The sequence below is a fragment of the Streptomyces sp. NPDC029041 genome, assembly GCF_040637515.1.
Taxonomy (GTDB): domain Bacteria; phylum Actinomycetota; class Actinomycetes; order Streptomycetales; family Streptomycetaceae; genus Streptomyces.
This window is the reverse complement of the sequence record NZ_JBEZWO010000005.1, coordinates 193,513-210,532: the sequence shown is the minus strand read 5'-3', so window position 1 is coordinate 210,532 and position 17,020 is coordinate 193,513. Positions and strand designations below refer to the sequence as shown.

15 protein-coding genes are annotated in these 17,020 nt (G+C 73.9%); 9 read left to right on the top strand and 6 right to left on the bottom strand.

All coding sequences use genetic code 11. The features are described from left to right. Positions 1-99: 99 nt before the first annotated feature. Positions 100-3,228 carry a molecular chaperone Hsp90 gene (locus tag AB0F04_RS14330; protein ID WP_362041185.1) on the bottom strand — a complete coding sequence of 1,043 codons (3,129 nt, stop codon included), beginning with the start codon at positions 3,226-3,228 and terminating at the stop codon, positions 100-102. 114 nt (positions 3,229-3,342) lie between these two features. Continuing rightward, complete coding sequence (locus AB0F04_RS14325) at positions 3,343-4,269, bottom strand: DUF3027 domain-containing protein (RefSeq protein ID WP_362041183.1); 927 nt, start codon at positions 4,267-4,269, stop codon at positions 3,343-3,345. A 272-nt stretch (positions 4,270-4,541) separates the two neighbouring features. Here AB0F04_RS14325 and AB0F04_RS14320 point away from each other — a divergent pair, with 272 nt between their 5' ends. The 4 genes from AB0F04_RS14320 (at position 4,542) to AB0F04_RS14305 (ending at position 8,072) form a co-directional block, all read left to right on the top strand. Continuing rightward, positions 4,542-5,975 (top strand): MFS transporter, encoded by a 1,434-nt coding sequence (locus AB0F04_RS14320; RefSeq protein WP_362041181.1) that lies wholly within the window; start codon positions 4,542-4,544, stop codon positions 5,973-5,975. Positions 5,976-6,080: 105 nt separating this feature from the next. After that, positions 6,081-6,554: a DUF2771 domain-containing protein gene (locus AB0F04_RS14315; protein ID WP_362041178.1), complete on the top strand. Its 474-nt coding sequence runs from the start codon at positions 6,081-6,083 to the stop codon at positions 6,552-6,554. After that, positions 6,524-7,234 carry a futalosine hydrolase gene (locus AB0F04_RS14310; RefSeq protein ID WP_362041938.1) on the top strand — a complete coding sequence of 237 codons (711 nt, stop codon included), beginning with the start codon at positions 6,524-6,526 and terminating at the stop codon, positions 7,232-7,234. The genes AB0F04_RS14315 and AB0F04_RS14310 overlap by 31 nt, the downstream gene beginning before the upstream one ends. Next, positions 7,224-8,072, top strand: a complete 849-nt coding sequence (locus tag AB0F04_RS14305; RefSeq protein ID WP_362041177.1) for a 1,4-dihydroxy-6-naphthoate synthase — start codon at positions 7,224-7,226, stop codon at positions 8,070-8,072. Before AB0F04_RS14310 ends, AB0F04_RS14305 begins: the two co-directional genes overlap by 11 nt. A 4-nt stretch (positions 8,073-8,076) precedes the next feature. Here AB0F04_RS14305 and AB0F04_RS14300 read toward each other — a convergent pair whose 3' ends face one another. Further along, positions 8,077-8,460 (bottom strand): cold-shock protein, encoded by a 384-nt coding sequence (locus tag AB0F04_RS14300; RefSeq protein WP_003991106.1) that lies wholly within the window; start codon positions 8,458-8,460, stop codon positions 8,077-8,079. A gap of 164 nt (positions 8,461-8,624) precedes the next feature. Between AB0F04_RS14300 and AB0F04_RS14295 the strand changes: the two genes are divergently transcribed. Further along, a complete protein-coding gene (locus AB0F04_RS14295) occupies positions 8,625-8,873 on the top strand; it encodes a hypothetical protein (RefSeq protein ID WP_053672617.1) in 249 nt (82 codons plus the stop codon). On the opposite strand, the gene AB0F04_RS14290 is transcribed toward AB0F04_RS14295, so the two are convergent. After that, entirely contained in the window at positions 8,852-9,475 is a 624-nt protein-coding gene (locus AB0F04_RS14290; RefSeq protein ID WP_362041175.1) for an HAD family hydrolase, read from the bottom strand. The two genes, AB0F04_RS14295 and AB0F04_RS14290, sit on opposite strands and share 22 nt — an antisense overlap. 65 nt (positions 9,476-9,540) lie before the next feature. Next, positions 9,541-10,539, bottom strand: coding sequence for a hypothetical protein (locus AB0F04_RS14285; protein ID WP_362041173.1), 999 nt, complete (start codon positions 10,537-10,539; stop codon positions 9,541-9,543). 152 nt (positions 10,540-10,691) lie between these two features. On the opposite strand from AB0F04_RS14285, the gene AB0F04_RS14280 reads away from it, so the two are divergent. The 3 genes from AB0F04_RS14280 to AB0F04_RS14270 all read left to right on the top strand — a co-directional run bounded on the left by AB0F04_RS14280 (position 10,692) and on the right by AB0F04_RS14270 (position 13,830). Then, positions 10,692-13,235, top strand: coding sequence for a helicase C-terminal domain-containing protein (locus AB0F04_RS14280; protein WP_362041172.1), 2,544 nt, complete (start codon positions 10,692-10,694; stop codon positions 13,233-13,235). A 167-nt stretch (positions 13,236-13,402) separates the two neighbouring features. Further along, the gene (locus AB0F04_RS14275) at positions 13,403-13,534 is read left to right on the top strand and encodes a hypothetical protein (RefSeq protein ID WP_362041171.1); all 132 of its coding nucleotides are present in this window, start codon (positions 13,403-13,405) and stop codon (positions 13,532-13,534) included. A gap of 107 nt (positions 13,535-13,641) precedes the next feature. Then, entirely contained in the window at positions 13,642-13,830 is a 189-nt protein-coding gene (locus tag AB0F04_RS14270; protein ID WP_362041169.1) for a hypothetical protein, read from the top strand. Here AB0F04_RS14270 and istB read toward each other — a convergent pair. Then, positions 13,808-15,058, bottom strand: a complete 1,251-nt coding sequence (gene istB, locus AB0F04_RS14265; RefSeq protein ID WP_362041166.1) for an IS21-like element helper ATPase IstB — start codon at positions 15,056-15,058, stop codon at positions 13,808-13,810. The genes AB0F04_RS14270 and istB overlap by 23 nt on opposite strands. Positions 15,059-15,239: 181 nt before the next feature. Between istB and AB0F04_RS14260 the strand changes: the two genes are divergently transcribed. After that, entirely contained in the window at positions 15,240-16,883 is a 1,644-nt protein-coding gene (locus tag AB0F04_RS14260; RefSeq protein WP_362041165.1) for a DNA repair helicase XPB, read from the top strand. Positions 16,884-17,020 lie beyond the last annotated feature (137 nt).

Genomic DNA, 17,020 nt, shown 5'->3' with positions numbered 1-17,020 from the left:
TGCGCATGGTTGTACGACAGGTGAAAAAAATGTGCGGGAGTTTTCACCAACTGCCGTACGCCGCCCAGCCGTCCCTCACCGCCTGCCTCACCACCGGGCTCAGTCGAACCACCGGTCCCGCGCCAGTTCGTCCGTGCGGGACGGGTCCTCCAGCAGCGCCGCCACCTCGAACCGCCGCGGCCACTGCCCCGCCGCCCAGGCGAGCCCCGCGGCGACGCCCTCCAGGGTCGCGGCGTGCAGGACGCCGTCGTCGGTGAGCCGCCAGTCGATCTCCACGCCGTCGACGACGAGTTCCTCGTGCTCGACGTAGGAGGCCGGGGTCTGCCGGCCGAGCAGCACCCGCACCGGCTCCGGTACGTCGTGCTCGGTGCCCTCGGAGGTGACGTGCCCGGTGACCGACTCGCTCAGCCGCCGCACCTGGAACAGTTCGGCCAGCTCGGCGGCGCGTGACGGGCGGACGGGGAGCAGCGGCACGCCCTCGGTGAACGGCAGCAGGTCGGGCGAGTCGCACACCACCGCGTCGGCCGCGTCCACGACCTCCACCCGGCCGTCGACGACGGCCCGCAGGTCGTCCGGCAGGGTCACCTGCTCGGGGTCCAGATCGGCCAGCGCCCCGTACAGGGCGTGCAGGTGCGCATCCGTCACCTCCCGCTCGGGGTCGGCGAGCCGGTCGAGCAGCTCGGCCGCACCGCCGGGCTCGTCCAGCAGCGCGGCGACGGACGTCCGCACCCCCAGCGCCCGCAGCACCTGCTCGTCCTCGAACCCGGTCGCGTCGGCCTCGTCGTACAGCCCGCGCAGCAGCGGATCGCCGCCGGCGGCCCTGAGGCCGGCCGGGCGGCGGCCGTCGAGCACCGGGTTCCCGCGCAGCCACCAGGCCGTGTACGGCCGGACGACCTCGTGCGTGCCGTCCGGCAGGAGGATCCGCACGGGCTGCACGATCGCGTCCCTGAGCGGCGGCCGGGACAACAGCGCCAGCGCCTGCGCCCACTTGTCCTCGTCCACGAGATCCAGGTCCCGTACGGCGATGATCTCGGTGGCGACCGGCGGCACCGGGCTGTCCGGGAAGCGGTCCAGGACGTCCTCGCACCACACGTCGACGGCGTCCAGCAGGCCCGCGTCGTCGGGCTCGGCGAAGTCGCCCTCACGGGGCTCCAGTTCGTCCGGGTCGAGGACGACGTCGGTGGCGCGGACGATCGCGAAGTCCACCAGGACACCGCAGGCGGCGAGCGGCTGCTCGCCCCACTTGGCGGCCAGCTCGGCGTCCACGGAGGCGAGTTCGCCCTCCCGCATGACCTGGGCGAAGGGCCCGCCGGGGAAGACGAGTTCGCAGGCCGGGGCCGGTTCGCCGTCCTCGTCGGGCAGGGCGAGCGCGCCGAGCCAGGGCTCCTCGCCGGGCTCCAGACCGGCGTCCCGCACCAGCGCGAGCACGGTGTCGGCCCGTTCCTCGGCGTCGAGGGAGTCCTCTTCCCAGTTCACGCCGCCCTCGTCGTCCAGGGACGCGGCGACGGCCACCCGGACCTGCGGGGTGGTGAGGACCGCCCGGGGTGTCGCGGGCAGGGCGCCGAGCTTCTCCAGGATCGGGTGGGCGGCGTCGGGGTGGGCGACCTTCAGGCCGAGCCGGGCCAGCACCTCGGGGTCGATCCGCGCGGTCTCCGCACCCGGCAGCAGCACCTGCCGGGGCCCGATGGTCGTCCGGCCGTCGGCCAGCGGGACCGGAAGCCCCGACAGTCGGTCCGGGTCGATCCCGGCGAGGCTGTCGTAGAGCCGCCGCCACCAGCCGGGGTCCTTCTCCAGACCGGCCAGCCGGTCGATCGCGTCGGCCAGCGGGACACGGGCGACGCCCAGGGTCCGCAGCTCGGCCCGGCGTTCGAGACCGGCGGGCAGCAGGGTGGGGAGCACCTCGGCGAGCACCCGCACCGTGTCCGCACCCGCGCTCTCGACGACCTCGGCGTCGCGGGGTCGCAGGGTTTCCGGCAGCTCGTCGTCCTCGCGGGGCGGGAGCGCGGGCGGCAGGAAGGAGGTCCGCGGCAGCCGCTGGAGGATCGCCTGGCGCAGGGCACCGTCCAGTTCGCCCTTGCCGAGCGGGCCCGGCACGAGGTCGATGATCCGGGACGTCACCGGCCGCCAGTCGCCGAGGAGTTCGGCGTAGGCGTCGGCCGCCCGCTCGACGAGGAAGTCGGTCAGCGGGCCCGGGGCGGCGTGCCGGCGGGTGGAGTCCAGCGGGAACGAGGCGATGAGCAGGGCCGGGACACCGAGCGGTTCGTCGCTCGGGGTGGGGGCGTGCACGACCGCGCTGGTGCGGGGCCGGGCCGGGCTGCCGTCGCTGTCCACGGGCACGGCCCAGGTGACGGACCAGTGGGGCCGCAGCCGCTCCTCGACGGGCCGGTCGGCGAGGAGGCCGGGGGTGAGGGGTCCGTGGGCGGCGGTGGTGCGCCAGTGGGTGACGCCGTGGGCGGAGTCGTCGACGACGGTGAAGGGGCCGTCGGTGCGGCGGGTCAGGGTGCGCGGGCTCTCCCCGTTGATCTCGACGACCAGCTCTTCGAGTCCGGGGAGGGTGAGCAGCAGGGCGTCGTCGACGGCCCGCAGCAGACGCTCGGCGAGATCGGCTGCCGGGGTGTCCCGCAGCGGCAGGATGACGGCGGTGTCGTAGGGGGCGGGGGCGGTGCCCTCGGCGGCGTACGGCAGCCGCAGCAGGGGGACGTGCCCGTCGCGGCGCCGGACCTCGTCCCCGAGGCCGGGGCTGTGCCGGGCGGTCTCGGCGGCCAGGGCCCTGGCCTCGGCCAGCGACCACCGCACACCGCCGTGCCGGCCGACGACGGCGGGCTCGTCGGTGACGGACAGCACGGCGGCGAACCCGACGCCGAACCGTCCCACGGAGGAGGTGTCCCCGGTGTCCCGCTTGGCCGATGCCCGCAGGGTGGACAGCGACTCGACCCCGGCCGCGTCCAGCGGGGCGCCGGTGTTGGCGGCGACGAGCACGTCATCGCGCAGGGTGAGCCGCAGCCGCCCCGGCACTCCGGCCCGGGCGGCGGCGTCGGCCGCGTTCTGGGCGAGTTCCACGACGAGCCGGTCCCGGTAACCGCCGAGGACCAGATCCTCCTCGGCGTTGGCGTCCTCACGGAACCGGGCGGGGCTGGTGGCCCAGGCGTCGAGGACACCGCGCCGCAGACGGGCGGTACCGAACGGATCGGCCCCCTCGGCGGCGGGCCGCACGAACTTGCTGCTCACGTTCCGTTCCTTCTCCTCGTGGACGTGAGGGAAAGGTACCGCTTGCGGAGCGGACGGCGTGCGCCCGCCCGGCGCGGGCGGCCGGGAGGGGGCGGTGACCGGAAGACGTGGGGGCTACGAGTGCCCGAGTTCCTCCGTGTCCGCGTCCGCCGTCGGTGTCACCGAGCCGGAGTCCTGGGCAGGGCGCAGCGGGAACGGGTCGACCCGGGTCTCGTCGATGACCGGCGCGGGCGGCTGGGGCGGGCGGGGCATGACGGCCGCCTCGGAGTGGCCGCCGCAGCCGTAGGCGAGGGAGACCAGGCGGCCGTCGGCCGGGGAGAACTCGTTGGCGCAGGCGCCGAAGGCCTGGCCGAGGGAGCCGCCGATGGGGACGAGGAAGCCGCAGCTGACGCAGGCCGCGGGGGCCGACTGGGCCATGGGGGTCTTGGGTCCGAACGCCTCCTCCCAGCGGTCGGCCGCGCTGTGCAGGCCGTAGCGGGACAGGACGCGGGCCCGGCGCATGCCCAGCTCCTCGGCGACGGCCGGGATCGCACCGCGGGAGGGGGGCACCGCGAAACCGGACGCGGAGCCGGCGGTGAGGTCCGCGTCCTCCGCCTCGACCAGGTCCGCCAGCTCGTGGGAGACGGGGACGTTCGGCGCCGGCTCGTCCTCGCCCGAGTAGCCCGGCTCCAGCCGCAGGTCCTCGGCGTCGGTGGGCAGCAGATCGCCCGGCCCCATGTCGCCGGGACGCAGCCGCTCGCTCCACGGCACCCACTCGGGCGCCAGCACCGCGTCCGGCCCGGGCAGCAGCGCCGCCTCGTCCACCGTGACGATCTTCGCCCGGGAGGCCCGGGCCACCGTCACGGCCCAGCGCCAGCCCCGGTAGCCGAGTTCCCGGCACTCGAAGAAGTGCGTGACAACGCGGTCCCCCTCGGAGACCAGCCCCACGTGCTCGCCGACGATTCCCGGCGCGGCGGCCTCCTCGGCTGCGGCGCGGGCGAGGTCGACGGCCTCGGCGCACAGACGGTCAGGGGTGCGGCTTCGCGTTGTCGCTGCGCTCACAGGTATCGCTTCTCTCCATACGCCGTCTCACGAGTGCGCCACTCCCGGCACAGGGGCGGACGGAGCGGACCGGGGGACCGCGTCGACGTCCTTCATCCATTTTGCGGGATGGCTGAGATACGCACGCTACCCTTCCGCCCCACGTCGCGTACACCGACGGTCCTGTTGCACTGTCCACCGGCCCCCGGGCCGCCGCCCCGGACCGTCACCCCACAGGCCCTATACAAGCGGTAATGGCACTACCCATGGCCTTATCGGGGCACTATGACGTCGTGGCAGCCGCGAAGACACCCCCGGGCGCCACCGGGACCGGTGGGCCGAAAGGGGTCAAGGGAACTATCCGACCGGGCGGACCGGGCCGTGCGGGCGGCTTCTTCCGCACGGTCGGCCGTGCCCTGCACTTCCCGGTGACCGGCACGGCCCGCGGCATCCGCAAGGCCACCCACGCGCACGGGGCCGGCGAGTCCGGCCTCGGCAAGCTGATCGAACTGCACGGTGTGAACGGCGCCGGCGATGTCATGATCACGGTCGCCCTCGCCTCGACCGTCTTCTTCTCCGTGCCCACCGACGAGGCGCGCGGGCGCGTCGCGCTCTACCTCGCCATCACCATGGCGCCCTTCACCCTCCTCGCCCCCGTCATCGGCCCCCTCCTCGACCGTCTGCCGCACGGCCGCCGCGCCGCCATGGCCGGCGCGATGCTGGCCCGGGCGCTGCTCGCGATCGTGCTGTCCGGCGCGGTCGTCAGCGGCGGCCTGGAGCTGTACCCGGCCGCGCTCGGCGTCCTCGTCTCGTCGAAGGCGTACGGCGTGGTCAGAAGTGCCGTCGTGCCCCGGCTGCTGCCGCCGCGGTTCTCCCTCGTGAAGGCCAACTCGCGGGTGACCCTCGGCGGGCTCCTCGCCACCGGCATCGCCGCGCCCGTCGGTGCCGGGCTCCAGCAGATCGGGCCGCGCTGGCCCCTCTTCGGCGCCTTCGTGCTGTTCGTGGCGGGGACGATCCTGTCGTTCACGCTGCCGCCGAAGGTCGACTCAGCCAAGGGCGAGGACCGCGCCCTGCTGGCGGCCGACGAGGAGCACCTGCACGGGCCGCACCGGCAGCCGGTCAAGCGGCCCGGGCTGCGCACGGTGGGCCCGGCCGTCACCCACGCGCTGGCCGCCAACGCCGCCATCCGCTGCCTGACCGGGTTTCTGATCTTCTTCCTGGCGTTCCTGCTGCGCGAGCACCCGGTCTCCGGCCAGAGCGCCGCGGTGTCGCTGGGGATAGTGGCCGTCTCGGCGGGTGTGGGCAACGCGCTCGGTACGGCCGTCGGGGCGTGGCTGCGCTCCCGGGCGCCGGAGATCATCATCGTGACGGTCGTGGCCTGCGTGGCGGGCGCGGCGATCACGGCCGCGGTGTTCTTCAGCGCGGTGCTGGTGGCCGCGCTGGCCGCCGTCGCCGGGTTCGCGCAGGCCCTGGCCAAGCTCTCCCTGGACGCGCTGATCCAGCGGGACGTGCCCGAACTGGTCCGCACGTCGGCCTTCGCCCGCTCCGAGACGCTGTTGCAGATGTCCTGGGTGCTGGGTGGCGCGATCGGCATCGCGATGCCGCTCAACGGCACGGCCGGGCTGGCGGTGGGTGCCGCGATCGTCGGCGCCGGGTGGCTGACGACCGTACGGGGCCTGATCGACTCGGCCCGGCGCGGGAGCACGGGGCGGGCGCGGGTGGCCTAGGGCCTGTCAAAAGAGGGCGCGGAGCGTGGGGCCCTTCTGATGGATCTCACCGGGAGCCGTACCCCGCGTGGGCGGTGCGGCGGGCGGGCCCGATAGCCTTCGCCCATGAACACGTTGCAATCCGTTGTGCGACGCCGCCGCGCCGTCGCCGTCGCCGGCGTCGTATCCGCCGGACTGCTCGTCCTGTCGGCCTGTGACAAGCCGACGCCGATCGCCACGGTCACCGTGGGCAGCGACTCGGTGAACTCCGGAGCCACCTGCGGCGGCGAGGGCGACGCCCTGAAGCAGTCCGATCTCGCCGGGTGCCTGAAGGACAAGGGCATCAAGAGCATCTCCGTCGACCCCGACGAGACGGTGCGCTTCGGTGTCGACCCCGAGATCGCCGACGAGGGCTGGACGATCCTGATGAACGGTCAGCCGCTGACCGACTCCAGCACGAAGACCTACCGCACGATCCCGGGCAGCGTGTTCTTCAACGCCCAGTACGGCGCGCAGGGCAACTCGACGCTCGTCTCCATCAAGGAGGGCGACAAGGACGCGTCGGGCCTCTGGAACTTCAAGCTCAAGAAGGACGCCTGATCGCTGCCGCTGGTCTGGGCCGGGTGCTCGTGGCCGCTGCTGTTCCTGTGGAGAGGGACGCGGTGGCCCGGGCCTGCCCTGGTGACAGCGGCATCGAGGTGATCGCCGTGGGCGTCGGGCCCGCGCTCGCCGCCGCCTCCACCGCCACCGCCCTCACCGCCGCCGCCCTGAGAGACGAGCCCTACGGTCTCGTCGTCTCCGCCGGGATCGGTGGCGGGTTCCGGCCCGGGGCGCCCGTCGGGTCGCTGGTCGTCGCCGACGAGGTCGTCGCGGCCGATCTGGGGGCCGAGACCGAGGACGGGTTCGTGCCGGTCACCGAGCTCGGGTTCGGGACCGTGCGGCATGAGCCGCCCGCCGATCTCGTACGGCGGGTCGCCGAGGCCACCGGGGCCCGTACCGGGGCCGTCCTCACCGTGTCGACGGTGACCGGGACGGCCGCGCGGGCCGCCGCGCTGCGGGAGCGGCACCCCACCGCCCTCGCGGAAGCCATGGAGGGCTTCGGCGTCGCCGAGGCCGCCGCCGCGCACGGGGTGCCGGTGCTGGAGATCCGGGCGATCTCCAATCCCGTGGGGCCCAGGGACCGTGCCGCCTGGCGCATCCCCGACGCCCTGGCAGCCTTGACGGAGGGGTTCGGGAAGCTCGCGCCCGTACTGGAGGGTTGGAACCGGCATGACAGTTGAGCGGCTGCAGATCGCGTACTCGCCCTGCCCCAACGACACGTTCGTCTTCGACGCCCTGGCCCACGACCGGGTCCCGGGCGCCCCGGCCCTCGACGTGACCTTCGCCGACATCGACGTCACCAACGGCATGGCCGAGCGCGGCGAGTTCGACGTGCTGAAGGTGTCGTACGCGGTGCTGCCCTACGTCCTCGACGACTACGCCCTGCTGCCCTGCGGGGGCGCGCTGGGACGGGGCTGCGGGCCGCTGGTGCTGACCCGGGAGGCCGGCCTCGGCCTCGCCGGTCGTACCGTCGCCGTGCCCAGTGAGAAGTCGACCGCCTACCTGCTGTTCCGGCTGTGGGCCGCGGACACGCTGGAGGGCGGGGTCGGCGAGATCGTCGTCATGCCGTTCCACGAGATCATGCCGGCGGTGCGGGACGGCAAGGTCGACGCGGGACTCGTGATCCACGAGGCGCGCTTCACCTACCACGAGTACGGCCTGCACAAGCTCGCCGACATGGGCGAGCACTGGGAGCACACCACCGGGCTGCCGATCCCGCTGGGCGCGATCATCGCCAAGCGGTCGCTGGGGGAGCAGAAGCTGCGGCTGCTCGCCGACTCCGTCCGGACGTCCGTGCGCGCCGCCTGGGACGATCCCGAGGCGTCCCGGCCCTACGTCATGGAGCACGCCCAGGAGATGGACCCGGCCGTCGCCGACCAGCACATCGGGCTGTACGTCAACGAGTTCACCGCGGGTCTCGGCGAGGACGGCTACGCGGCCGTACGGGGGCTGCTGACCCGCGCGGCCGCCGAGGGGCTCGTACCGCCCCTCGGCCCGGACGCGCTGCGCTTTCCCTGAGGTCTCAGACGTCCAGCTGGTCGGCGACCGCGCGCAGCAGGCCGGCGATCTTCTTGCCCGCCGTCTTCTCCGGGTAGCGGCCCCGCTCCAGCATGGGCGTGATGTTCTCCAGCAGCGTCGTCAGGTCCTGGACGATGGAGGCCAGCTCGTCCGGCTTCTTGCGGGTCGCGGCGGCGACGGACGGGGTGGGGTCCAGGATGGCCAGCGACAGCGCCTGGTCACCGCGCTGTCCGGCGACGACGCCGAACTCCACTCGCTGGCCCGGCTTGAGCGTCTCGACTCCGGCGGGGAGGACCGAGGAATGGACGAAGACGTCGCCGCCGTCGTCACGGGAGAGAAAGCCGAAGCCCTTCTCACTGTTGAACCACTTGACCTTGCCGGTGGGCACGTCTGTCCTCGTCCTCGTACTCGTCGGAAAACTGCTTCTGGAAACGGCTCTTGATAGCACTCGGGCGGGTCGTACGGACCCGCCGGTACCAAGGCTAATGCTCTTGCAGCCGGTGACAAGACGTCACCCGGTTGTTCCTTCGCGCTGGGAACTACCCTGGTCGGGTGCGTGACAAAACCCAAACGAATTCCGCCGCTCCCGGTGACCGCCTGGTCCGGGCCGGAGCCGTCGTGTTCTTCATCGGTGCCCTGGCCACACTGGTCACGGTCGCCCCGCTGCTGCTCGGGACGACTCCCTTTCCGACGTACATGTTCGGATTGAGCATGCTCATGGCCGTCGGATTCCTGATGGCCGGTGCGGGAGTGCTGCGTTCCGTGGCAGCGGGACGGCGTCAGGCGCGTGCGGGACGGTAGTCCGAAAGCCACCGCGGGAATTCGGTCAGATCGGTGAGGACGACGTCCGCGCCCGCCGCGCGCAGTTCCTCCGGCGGGCAGGGGCCGGTGGCCACCGCGACCGAGAGGGCCCCGGCGGCCCGGGCGCCGCGGACGTCCCCGACGTGGTCGCCGACGTAGACGTCCGCGTCGTGCTCGCGCAGGGCCTCCGCCTTCTGCTCGGCCCACAGGTCGCCGATGACGGCGTCGGGCTCGATGCCGAGGTGGGCGAGGTGCAGTTTGGCGTTGGGCTCGTACTTGGCGGTGACGACTATCGCGCGGCCGCCGGCCTCCCGTACCGCCGCGATGGCCTCCCGGGCGCCGGTCAGGGCCGGGGTCGCGGTGATGGCGATCGCCGGGTACATCTCCCGGTACAGGTCCGCCATGGCCGGGATCTCCTCGGCCGGGAACCAGTTGATCAGTTCCTCGGCCAGCGGCGGTCCGAGCCGCGTGACCGTCAGGTCGGCGTCGATGTACACGCCCGTGCGCTCGGACAGCGCCTGGTAGCAGGCGCGGATGCCGGGCCGGGAGTCGATGAGGGTCATGTCGAGGTCGAAGCCGACGGTGAGTGCCATATGGGCCATTGTGCCCAGGCGGTGGGAACGGCAGACGTCCGCCGGTGGCCGGCGGGCGTTCCCCGGGGCGCCGGCTAGCGCGAGCGCTGTGAGCGCCACACCAGGAACAGGGCCGATGCCACCGCCGCGCCCCTGACCACCCACGGCCAGGTCTCCGAGACGGCCGCGTTCATGTGGCCCTCGGCGATGGGGGTGCCCCAGCGGCCGTCCATCCGGCCCCACAGCCAGACCAGGCCCCCCGCCAGGGAGAGGCCGGGCAGGATCACGACCGCCCACTTGGTCTCGGCCTGGGTGAGGCGCCGGGAGGCGTAGGCGATGAGCCAGCCGAGCAGCAGGACGAACCAGTTGCCGAGCACGGCACCGGCGACGAGGAGCCCGGCGGCGATCAGGAGGAGCGGGTTGCTCCAGTTCCCGGCGGGGAGGCGCACGAGACGGCGCCGGCCCCCCTTCTCGGTCACCTCGGCCGACTCCACGGCCGGGGCCGTTTCCTCGGCGGCCGTCTTCTCCTGCTCCGCCTTCCGCGGCGCCGGCGGCTTCAGCAGCTCGGGCAGCTCCACACCGCCCACGAAGCCCGGCACCTCGTCGCCCACGCCGAAGGGGCCGCTCTCCACCCGCCACCAGTCCGGCTGGAGCGCGCTGTCCCCGAGTTCGTGCCCGGCGGCCAGATGCGGCGGGGCCGCACCGTCGGAGGCCGCGGGGTGCGGGTCCTCGGCGGGCCGCGCCGGGCGGGGGCGCGGTACGACGCGCCGCATGACGCCCTTCGCCCGCTCGCCCCGCTCCTCCGGCCCGGTTTCACGCTGCACCGGGACCGAGGCGGGGGCGGCGCTGTACGGCTCACGTGCCGTGCCGCCCGCCGCCGCGGTCACGACGTCGTCGGGGCTGCCGAGGCGGGACAGGATGCGGCGGACGGCGGCGGGCGAGTCGACGGTGGCCTTCGAGCGGCGCTGGTCGATCTCGTTGCGCAGGTCGGCGACCAGACGCATGCGGGTGGCCGACGACAGCTGCCGCTGCTGGGCCACGTCGCCGACGCGGCTCAGATACTCGTAAACGACCTGGTCGCTCTCAATCCCCACGAAGTCCCCTCCGGGGCGGGTGCGTTGCGTGACGCCGTCGCCCGACGGTACCGCGAGTGCCCTGTCAGCGGCCAAAAGCCCGTCCCGCGTACGGGGGCGGGGCGGCGCACGAGCGGCCCGGCCGCCGGGGGCGACCCGCTACCGTGGACCGGATGAGCACCGAGGACAGGCCCCCGGCCCCCCGTTCCCTCGCGGAAGCGCTCCGCGCGCGGGGCGATGCTTCGCTGGGCGCGCTCCTGCGCGGCCGCCCGGATCTCATCACGCCCGTCCCCACCGACCTCACCCAGCTCGCGACCCGGGCCGGCACCCGGGCCTCGGTGGTGCGGGCCCTGGAGCGGCTGGACCGGTTCGCGCTGCAGACGGCGGAGGCGCTGGCCGTGGCCGCGGACCCCGCGACGTACGGCGAACTGCTCGGGCTGATGGCCGGGGACGACGCCGACCCGGCCGTCGTCGCGGCCCTGCCGCACGCCGTCGGCCTGCTGCGCGAGCAGGCCCTGGTGTGGGGCGACGACGACCGGCTGCGGCTGGTCCGCACGGCGCGTGAGCTGCTGGCCCCCTCGCCGCAGCACCCCTCGCCGACCGGGCTCGGCCCGACGGTCCAGGAGGCCACCGCCGGGATGTCCCCGGGCCGGATCCAGGAGATCGTCGCGGCCGCCGGACTGGCCTCGACGCACGACTCGGTCTCCGCGGTGACCGCCCTGGCCGGGCTGTTCACCGACCGGGCCCGGATGGCCGCGCTGCTGGCCGAGGCCCCGGCCGACTCCCTCGACGTGCTGGAACGCCTGGTGTGGGGGCCGCCGTACGGGCAGGTCACCGCCGATCCCGCGCCCCGGCTGCGCTGGCTGCTGGACCGCGGCCTGCTGCTGCCGACGGCGCCCGGGACGGTCGTCATGCCGCGCGAGGTCGCCCTGCACCTGCGGCGGGGCCTGGCGCACCGGGCGGCCGAGCCGGTGCCGCCGGTGGTCGAGGCGGCGGCCGCCCATCATCCACAGGTTGTGGACAGCACCGCGGCCGGGCAGGCGTACACCGCGCTCGCGACCGTCGAGGAGCTGCTGAAGGACTGGGACGAGGGCGGGCCGGCGGTGCTGCGGGCCGGCGGGCTGAGCGTGCGGGACCTGAAGCGGACCGCCGTCGCCCTCGACGTGCCCGAGCCGACGGCCGCGTTCTGGGTGGAGCTGGCGTACGCGGCCGGCCTGCTCGCCTCGGACGGCGAGGCCGACGAACGGTACGCGGCGACCCCCGCCTACGACGAGTGGCTGGAGCAGCCCGCCGCGGAGCGCTGGTCCCAGCTGGTCACGGCGTGGCTCGCGGCGACCCGGACGGCCGGCCTGGTGGGCGGGCGGGACGCCAAGGACCGGACGTTGTCGGCGCTCGGGCCCGGCCTGGACCGCTCGGCGGCGCCCGAGGTACGGCACCGGGTGCTGACGCTGCTGGCCGGGCTGCCGGAAGGCGCCGCGCCCGCCCCCGGGTCGGTGCTCGCCCGGCTGCGCTGGGAGCGGCCCCTGCGCGGCGACCGGCGCGAGGACGACCTGCGCGGCCGGCTCGCCGAGTGGGCCCTGTCCGAGGCGGAGCTGCTGGGCGTCACGGGCCGGGGCGCGCTGTCGGCCCACGGCCGTGCGCTGCTGGGCGCGCCCGCGGCGCCCGCGCCGGGTCCGGAGGCGGAACCCGCCGGGCCGGGGGACAAGCTGCCCGTGCACCACCATCATCACCGCGCCACCCCGCTCGCTCCCCTCTCCCCCGCCGAACAGGCCGTCGCGTCCGCCGCCGCGGCCCGGCTGCTCGCGCCGCTGCTGCCCGAACCGCTGGACCACGTGCTGCTCCAGGCCGACCTGACGGCGGTGGCGCCCGGGCCCCTGCAGCGGCCGCTCGCGGACATGCTGAGCGTGCTGGCGGACGTCGAGTCCAAGGGCGGGGCGACCGTCTACCGGTTCACGCCCGGCTCGGTGCGGCGGGCGCTCGACGCCGGTCGGGCCGCCTCCGACCTGCACGCCTTCCTTACGGCGCACTCCCGCACGCCGGTGCCGCAGCCCCTCGCGTACCTGATCGACGACGTGGCCCGCCGGCACGGCCATCTGCGGGTCGGCGCGGCCTCGGCGTACGTGCGCTGCGACGACGACGCGGTGCTCAGCGAGATCCTCGCCGACAAGCGGGCCGCCGGGCTGGGGCTGCGCCGCCTCGCCCCGACCGTGCTGGCCGCCCAGGCCGACCCGGCGGGCCTCCTGGAAGGCCTGCGGGCGATGGGGTTCGCGCCGGCCGCCGAGTCCGCCGAGGGCGATGTGCTGATCACCCGCGCACTGGCCCACCGCACCCCGCCCCGCACCCCGCCCGAGCCGGTCCCGGACGGCCCGCCCGTCCCCGACGACACCCTGCTGTCGGCCGCGCTGCGCGCCATCCGGGCCGGTGACCTGGCCTCCACCGCCCCGCGCAAGCCGGGCACCGCCCCGGCGGCCGACGGCGAGCTGCCCCGCACCGGCGCCGCCGAGACCCTCGCCACCATGCAGGCCGCCGTCCTGACCGGCGAGGCCCTGTGGATCGGCTACGTCAACGCCGAGGGCGCCGCCAGCCAGCGGGTCATCGCCCCGATCCGCGTCGAGGGCGGCTTCGTCACGGCGTACGACCACACCGCGGACGAGGTCCGTACGTATCCGCTGCACCGGATCACCGGGGTCGCCGAACTCGCCGACGACGCGGGCTGACGGCACCGGGGAGGCCGCGTCACCCGTTCGGGTGGGGATGGGCGTTCATGCACGCCACGCCGGGGATTTCCCACGCTCGGGCGACCTTCCCGGGCGTGCCGCATCACGCCGTGCGCGCGGGGGCAGCCACCGGGTGTTCCTGTCAGCCGCTCCGAAAGGAAACCCCCATGCGCGCTGTCCGCCGAGTCGCCGCCGTCCTCGTCACCGCCGCCCTGATGACGTTCGGCGGGCTCGCCACCCCGGCCTCCGCGGTGGGCATCGACGTCGCCGGCCTGGTCCTGGAGACACCGCAGATCTGATCCGCCGCCGCGCGGCTTCGGGCCGGTCCGGGCGCCCCCGGGCCGGCTCGCGGCGGTGCGGTGCCGCCGTCCCCCGATGTCAGTCACCGAAAGGCCGTGCCGTCCGAATGCGTGAGAACCTGCCCGTCGCCGCTCTCTGTGCCGTGGTGCTCGTGGGGGTGCTCGCGCCCTCCGCCGCAGCGGCCCCCGCGGCGCCGCTGCCCCTGCCCGTCGCAGCCGTGGAACCGCTGGTCACCGAGGGGGTCTCCATCGAGGGCCCGCTGGTCCAGAACGTCAGTCTGCCCACGCTGACGTAGCGCGGCGGGTGCGGTAGCTGTCCCCGTCGAGCCGCACGAGGTCGGCGTGGTGGGCCAGGCGGTCCGTCATCGCCGGGGCCGACGGGCCGAAGACCTCGTCCCAGCGCCCGAGCGGGCGGTCGCTGGTCACGATCAGCGAAGCCCGCTCGTAGCGGTGGGCGACGAGCCGGAAGAACAGGCTCGCGGTCGCCGCGTCGAAGGGCGTGTAGCCGATCTCGTCGACGATCAGGAGGGGGTGATCGTCGAGAGCGGTCAGCTCCGCGTCGAGCCGGCCGGCGGCCCGGGCCTCCGTGAGCCGGGCGGCCCACTCTGCGGCGGTCGCGAACAGCACCCGGTGCCCGGCCTGGCAGGCGCGGACGCCCAGGGCGACGGCGAGATGGGTCTTGCCGGTACCGGGCGGCCCGACGAGCACCACGTTGCGCCGGGCGGCGACGAACTCCGCCTTGCCGAGCCGGGCCACCGCCTCCCGGTCGAAGTCCCGGGGGTGCTGCTGGTCGAAGTCCTCCAGCAGTTTGCGGGCGGGGAAGCCGGCGGCACGGATCCGGGCCTCGGTGTCGGTGTCCGGTTCCGGCTGCCGGGGGACGGCCGGCGCGGCCACCGGGGCCCCGGGTTCCGCACTGTCCCGGGGCGGGTCGTCCTGCGCGTGCCCTGCCTGATCCTTCCCGTTCTGCGCGTGCCCGGTCTGCGCGTGGTCGGCGTGGCCGCGGTCCGCCTGCGCGACCATCGGCCCGGACATGTAGGCGAGGATCGCCGCGGAGGCGATGAACGCCATGTGGATCACCGTCCCCCACAGCAGCGCGTGCCGGGAGGTGTGGTGGACGTCCACGAACATCTGCAGCAGGTGCACGGAGGAGATGCCCACGATCGCCGTGGCGAGTTTGACCTTCAGCACGTTGGAGTTCACGTGCGAGAGCCATTCGGGCTGGTCACGGTGGCCCTGCAGGCCGATGCGCGAGACGAACGTCTCGTAGCCGCCGACGATCACCATGATCAGCAGGTTGGCGATCATGACGACGTCGACCAGCTTGAGCACCGCGAGCATCACGTACGTCTCGGTGGCGTGCCCGCTCACGCACATGAGGATTAAGGTCCAGAGCTCCTTGAAGAACTTGTAGACGTAGACGCCCTGGGCGGCCACCAGCCCGAAGTACAGCGGGGCCTGGAGCCAGCGGGTGGCGAACAGGGCGTATCCGAGCGTGGTGGTCGTCGGGTTGCGCACGTGCGCCATTCTTCGGGGCCGCGAGGGAAAAACTGAATTCACACCACACGTTGGGATGAATAGGCATTCAGTACGACTGGACGCACAGATCACACCACCCGGCCCGGTCGATCAGGCACACTGGACGTTTGGCCGAGGCGTCGTGCTGTCGAGCCGTCCGAGCCCTCCGGCCGCAGAAAGGGTGCCGCGCGTGAATGGTCCGCTGATCGTCCAGTCCGACAAGACCCTGCTCCTGGAAGTCGACCACGAGCAGGCCGACGACTGCCGCCGGGCCATCGCCCCGTTCGCGGAACTGGAGCGGGCTCCCGAGCACATCCACACCTACCGCGTCACCCCGCTCGGCCTGTGGAACGCCCGCGCGGCGGGCCACGACGCCGAGCAGGTCGTGGACGCGCTCGTGCAGTACAGCCGCTACCCGGTGCCGCACGCGCTGCTCGTCGACATCGCCGAGACGATGGACCGCTACGGCCGTCTCACCCTGTCGAAGCACCCTGCGCACGGGCTGGTCCTGACGACCATCGACCGTCCGGTGCTGGAGGAGATCCTGCGGTCGAAGCGGATCACGCCGCTGGTCGGCGCCCGCATCGACCCGGACACGGTCGCCGTGCACCCCTCCGAGCGCGGGCAGATCAAGCAGACGCTCCTGAAGCTGGGCTGGCCCGCGGAGGACCTCGCCGGGTACGTCGACGGCGAGGCGCACGCGATCGAGCTGGCCGAGGACGGCTGGGCGCTGCGGCCGTACCAGAAGCAGGCCGTGGAGAACTTCTGGCACGGCGGTTCGGGCGTCGTCGTCCTGCCCTGCGGCGCCGGGAAGACGCTGGTCGGAGCCGGGTCGATGGCCCAGGCGAAGTCGACCACGCTCATCCTCGTCACGAACACCGTCTCGGCGCGCCAGTGGAAGCACGAGCTGGTGAAGCGGACCTCGCTGACCGAGGACGAGATCGGCGAGTACAGCGGCACCCGCAAGGAGATCCGGCCGGTCACCATCGCCACCTACCAGGTGCTGACGACCCGCCGGAAGGGCGTCTACCCGCACCTGGAGCTGTTCGACTCCCGGGACTGGGGACTCATCGTCTACGACGAGGTGCACCTGCTGCCCGCGCCGGTCTTCAAGTTCACCGCCGACCTCCAGGCGCGGCGGCGGCTCGGCCTGACCGCCACGCTGGTCCGCGAGGACGGCCGCGAGTCGGACGTGTTCTCCCTGATCGGGCCGAAGCGGTTCGACGCGCCGTGGAAGGAGATCGAGGCGCAGGGCTACATCGCGCCCGCCGACTGCGTGGAGGTCCGCGTCAATCTGACCGACTCCGAGCGGCTCGCGTACGCCACGGCCGAGACCGAGGAGAAGTACCGCTTCTGTGCGACGACCGCGACCAAGCGGAAGGTCACGGAGGCGCTGGTCCGGAAGTTCGCGGGGCAGCAGATCCTCGTCATCGGGCAGTACATCGACCAGCTGGACGAGCTGGGCGAGCACCTCGGGGCGCCCGTGATCAAGGGCGAGACGTCGAACGCCCAGCGGGAGAAGCTCTTCGACGCCTTCCGGGAGGGCGAGATCAGCGTGCTGGTGGTGTCCAAGGTCGCGAACTTCTCGATCGACCTGCCGGAGGCGACGGTCGCCATCCAGGTCTCGGGCACCTTCGGCTCCCGGCAGGAGGAGGCCCAGCGCCTCGGCCGGGTGCTGCGTCCCAAGTCGGACGGCCACCAGGCGCACTTCTACTCGGTGGTCGCCCGGGACACCATCGACCAGGACTTCGCCGCGCACCGCCAGCGCTTCCTGGCGGAGCAGGGGTACGCGTACCGGATCGTGGACGCGGACGAGCTGCTCGCGGAGAGCTGAGCGGGAGGGGCCGTGGGCGGCGGCTTCGCCGGGCTGACCGCGGCCATCACCGCCGCCGCCTCCCCGGGACAGCCGGGTGAGCCCCCGGGACGGCCCGGCCGTCTCACTTCCCGGGACCGGCGGTCGTCTCACTTCCA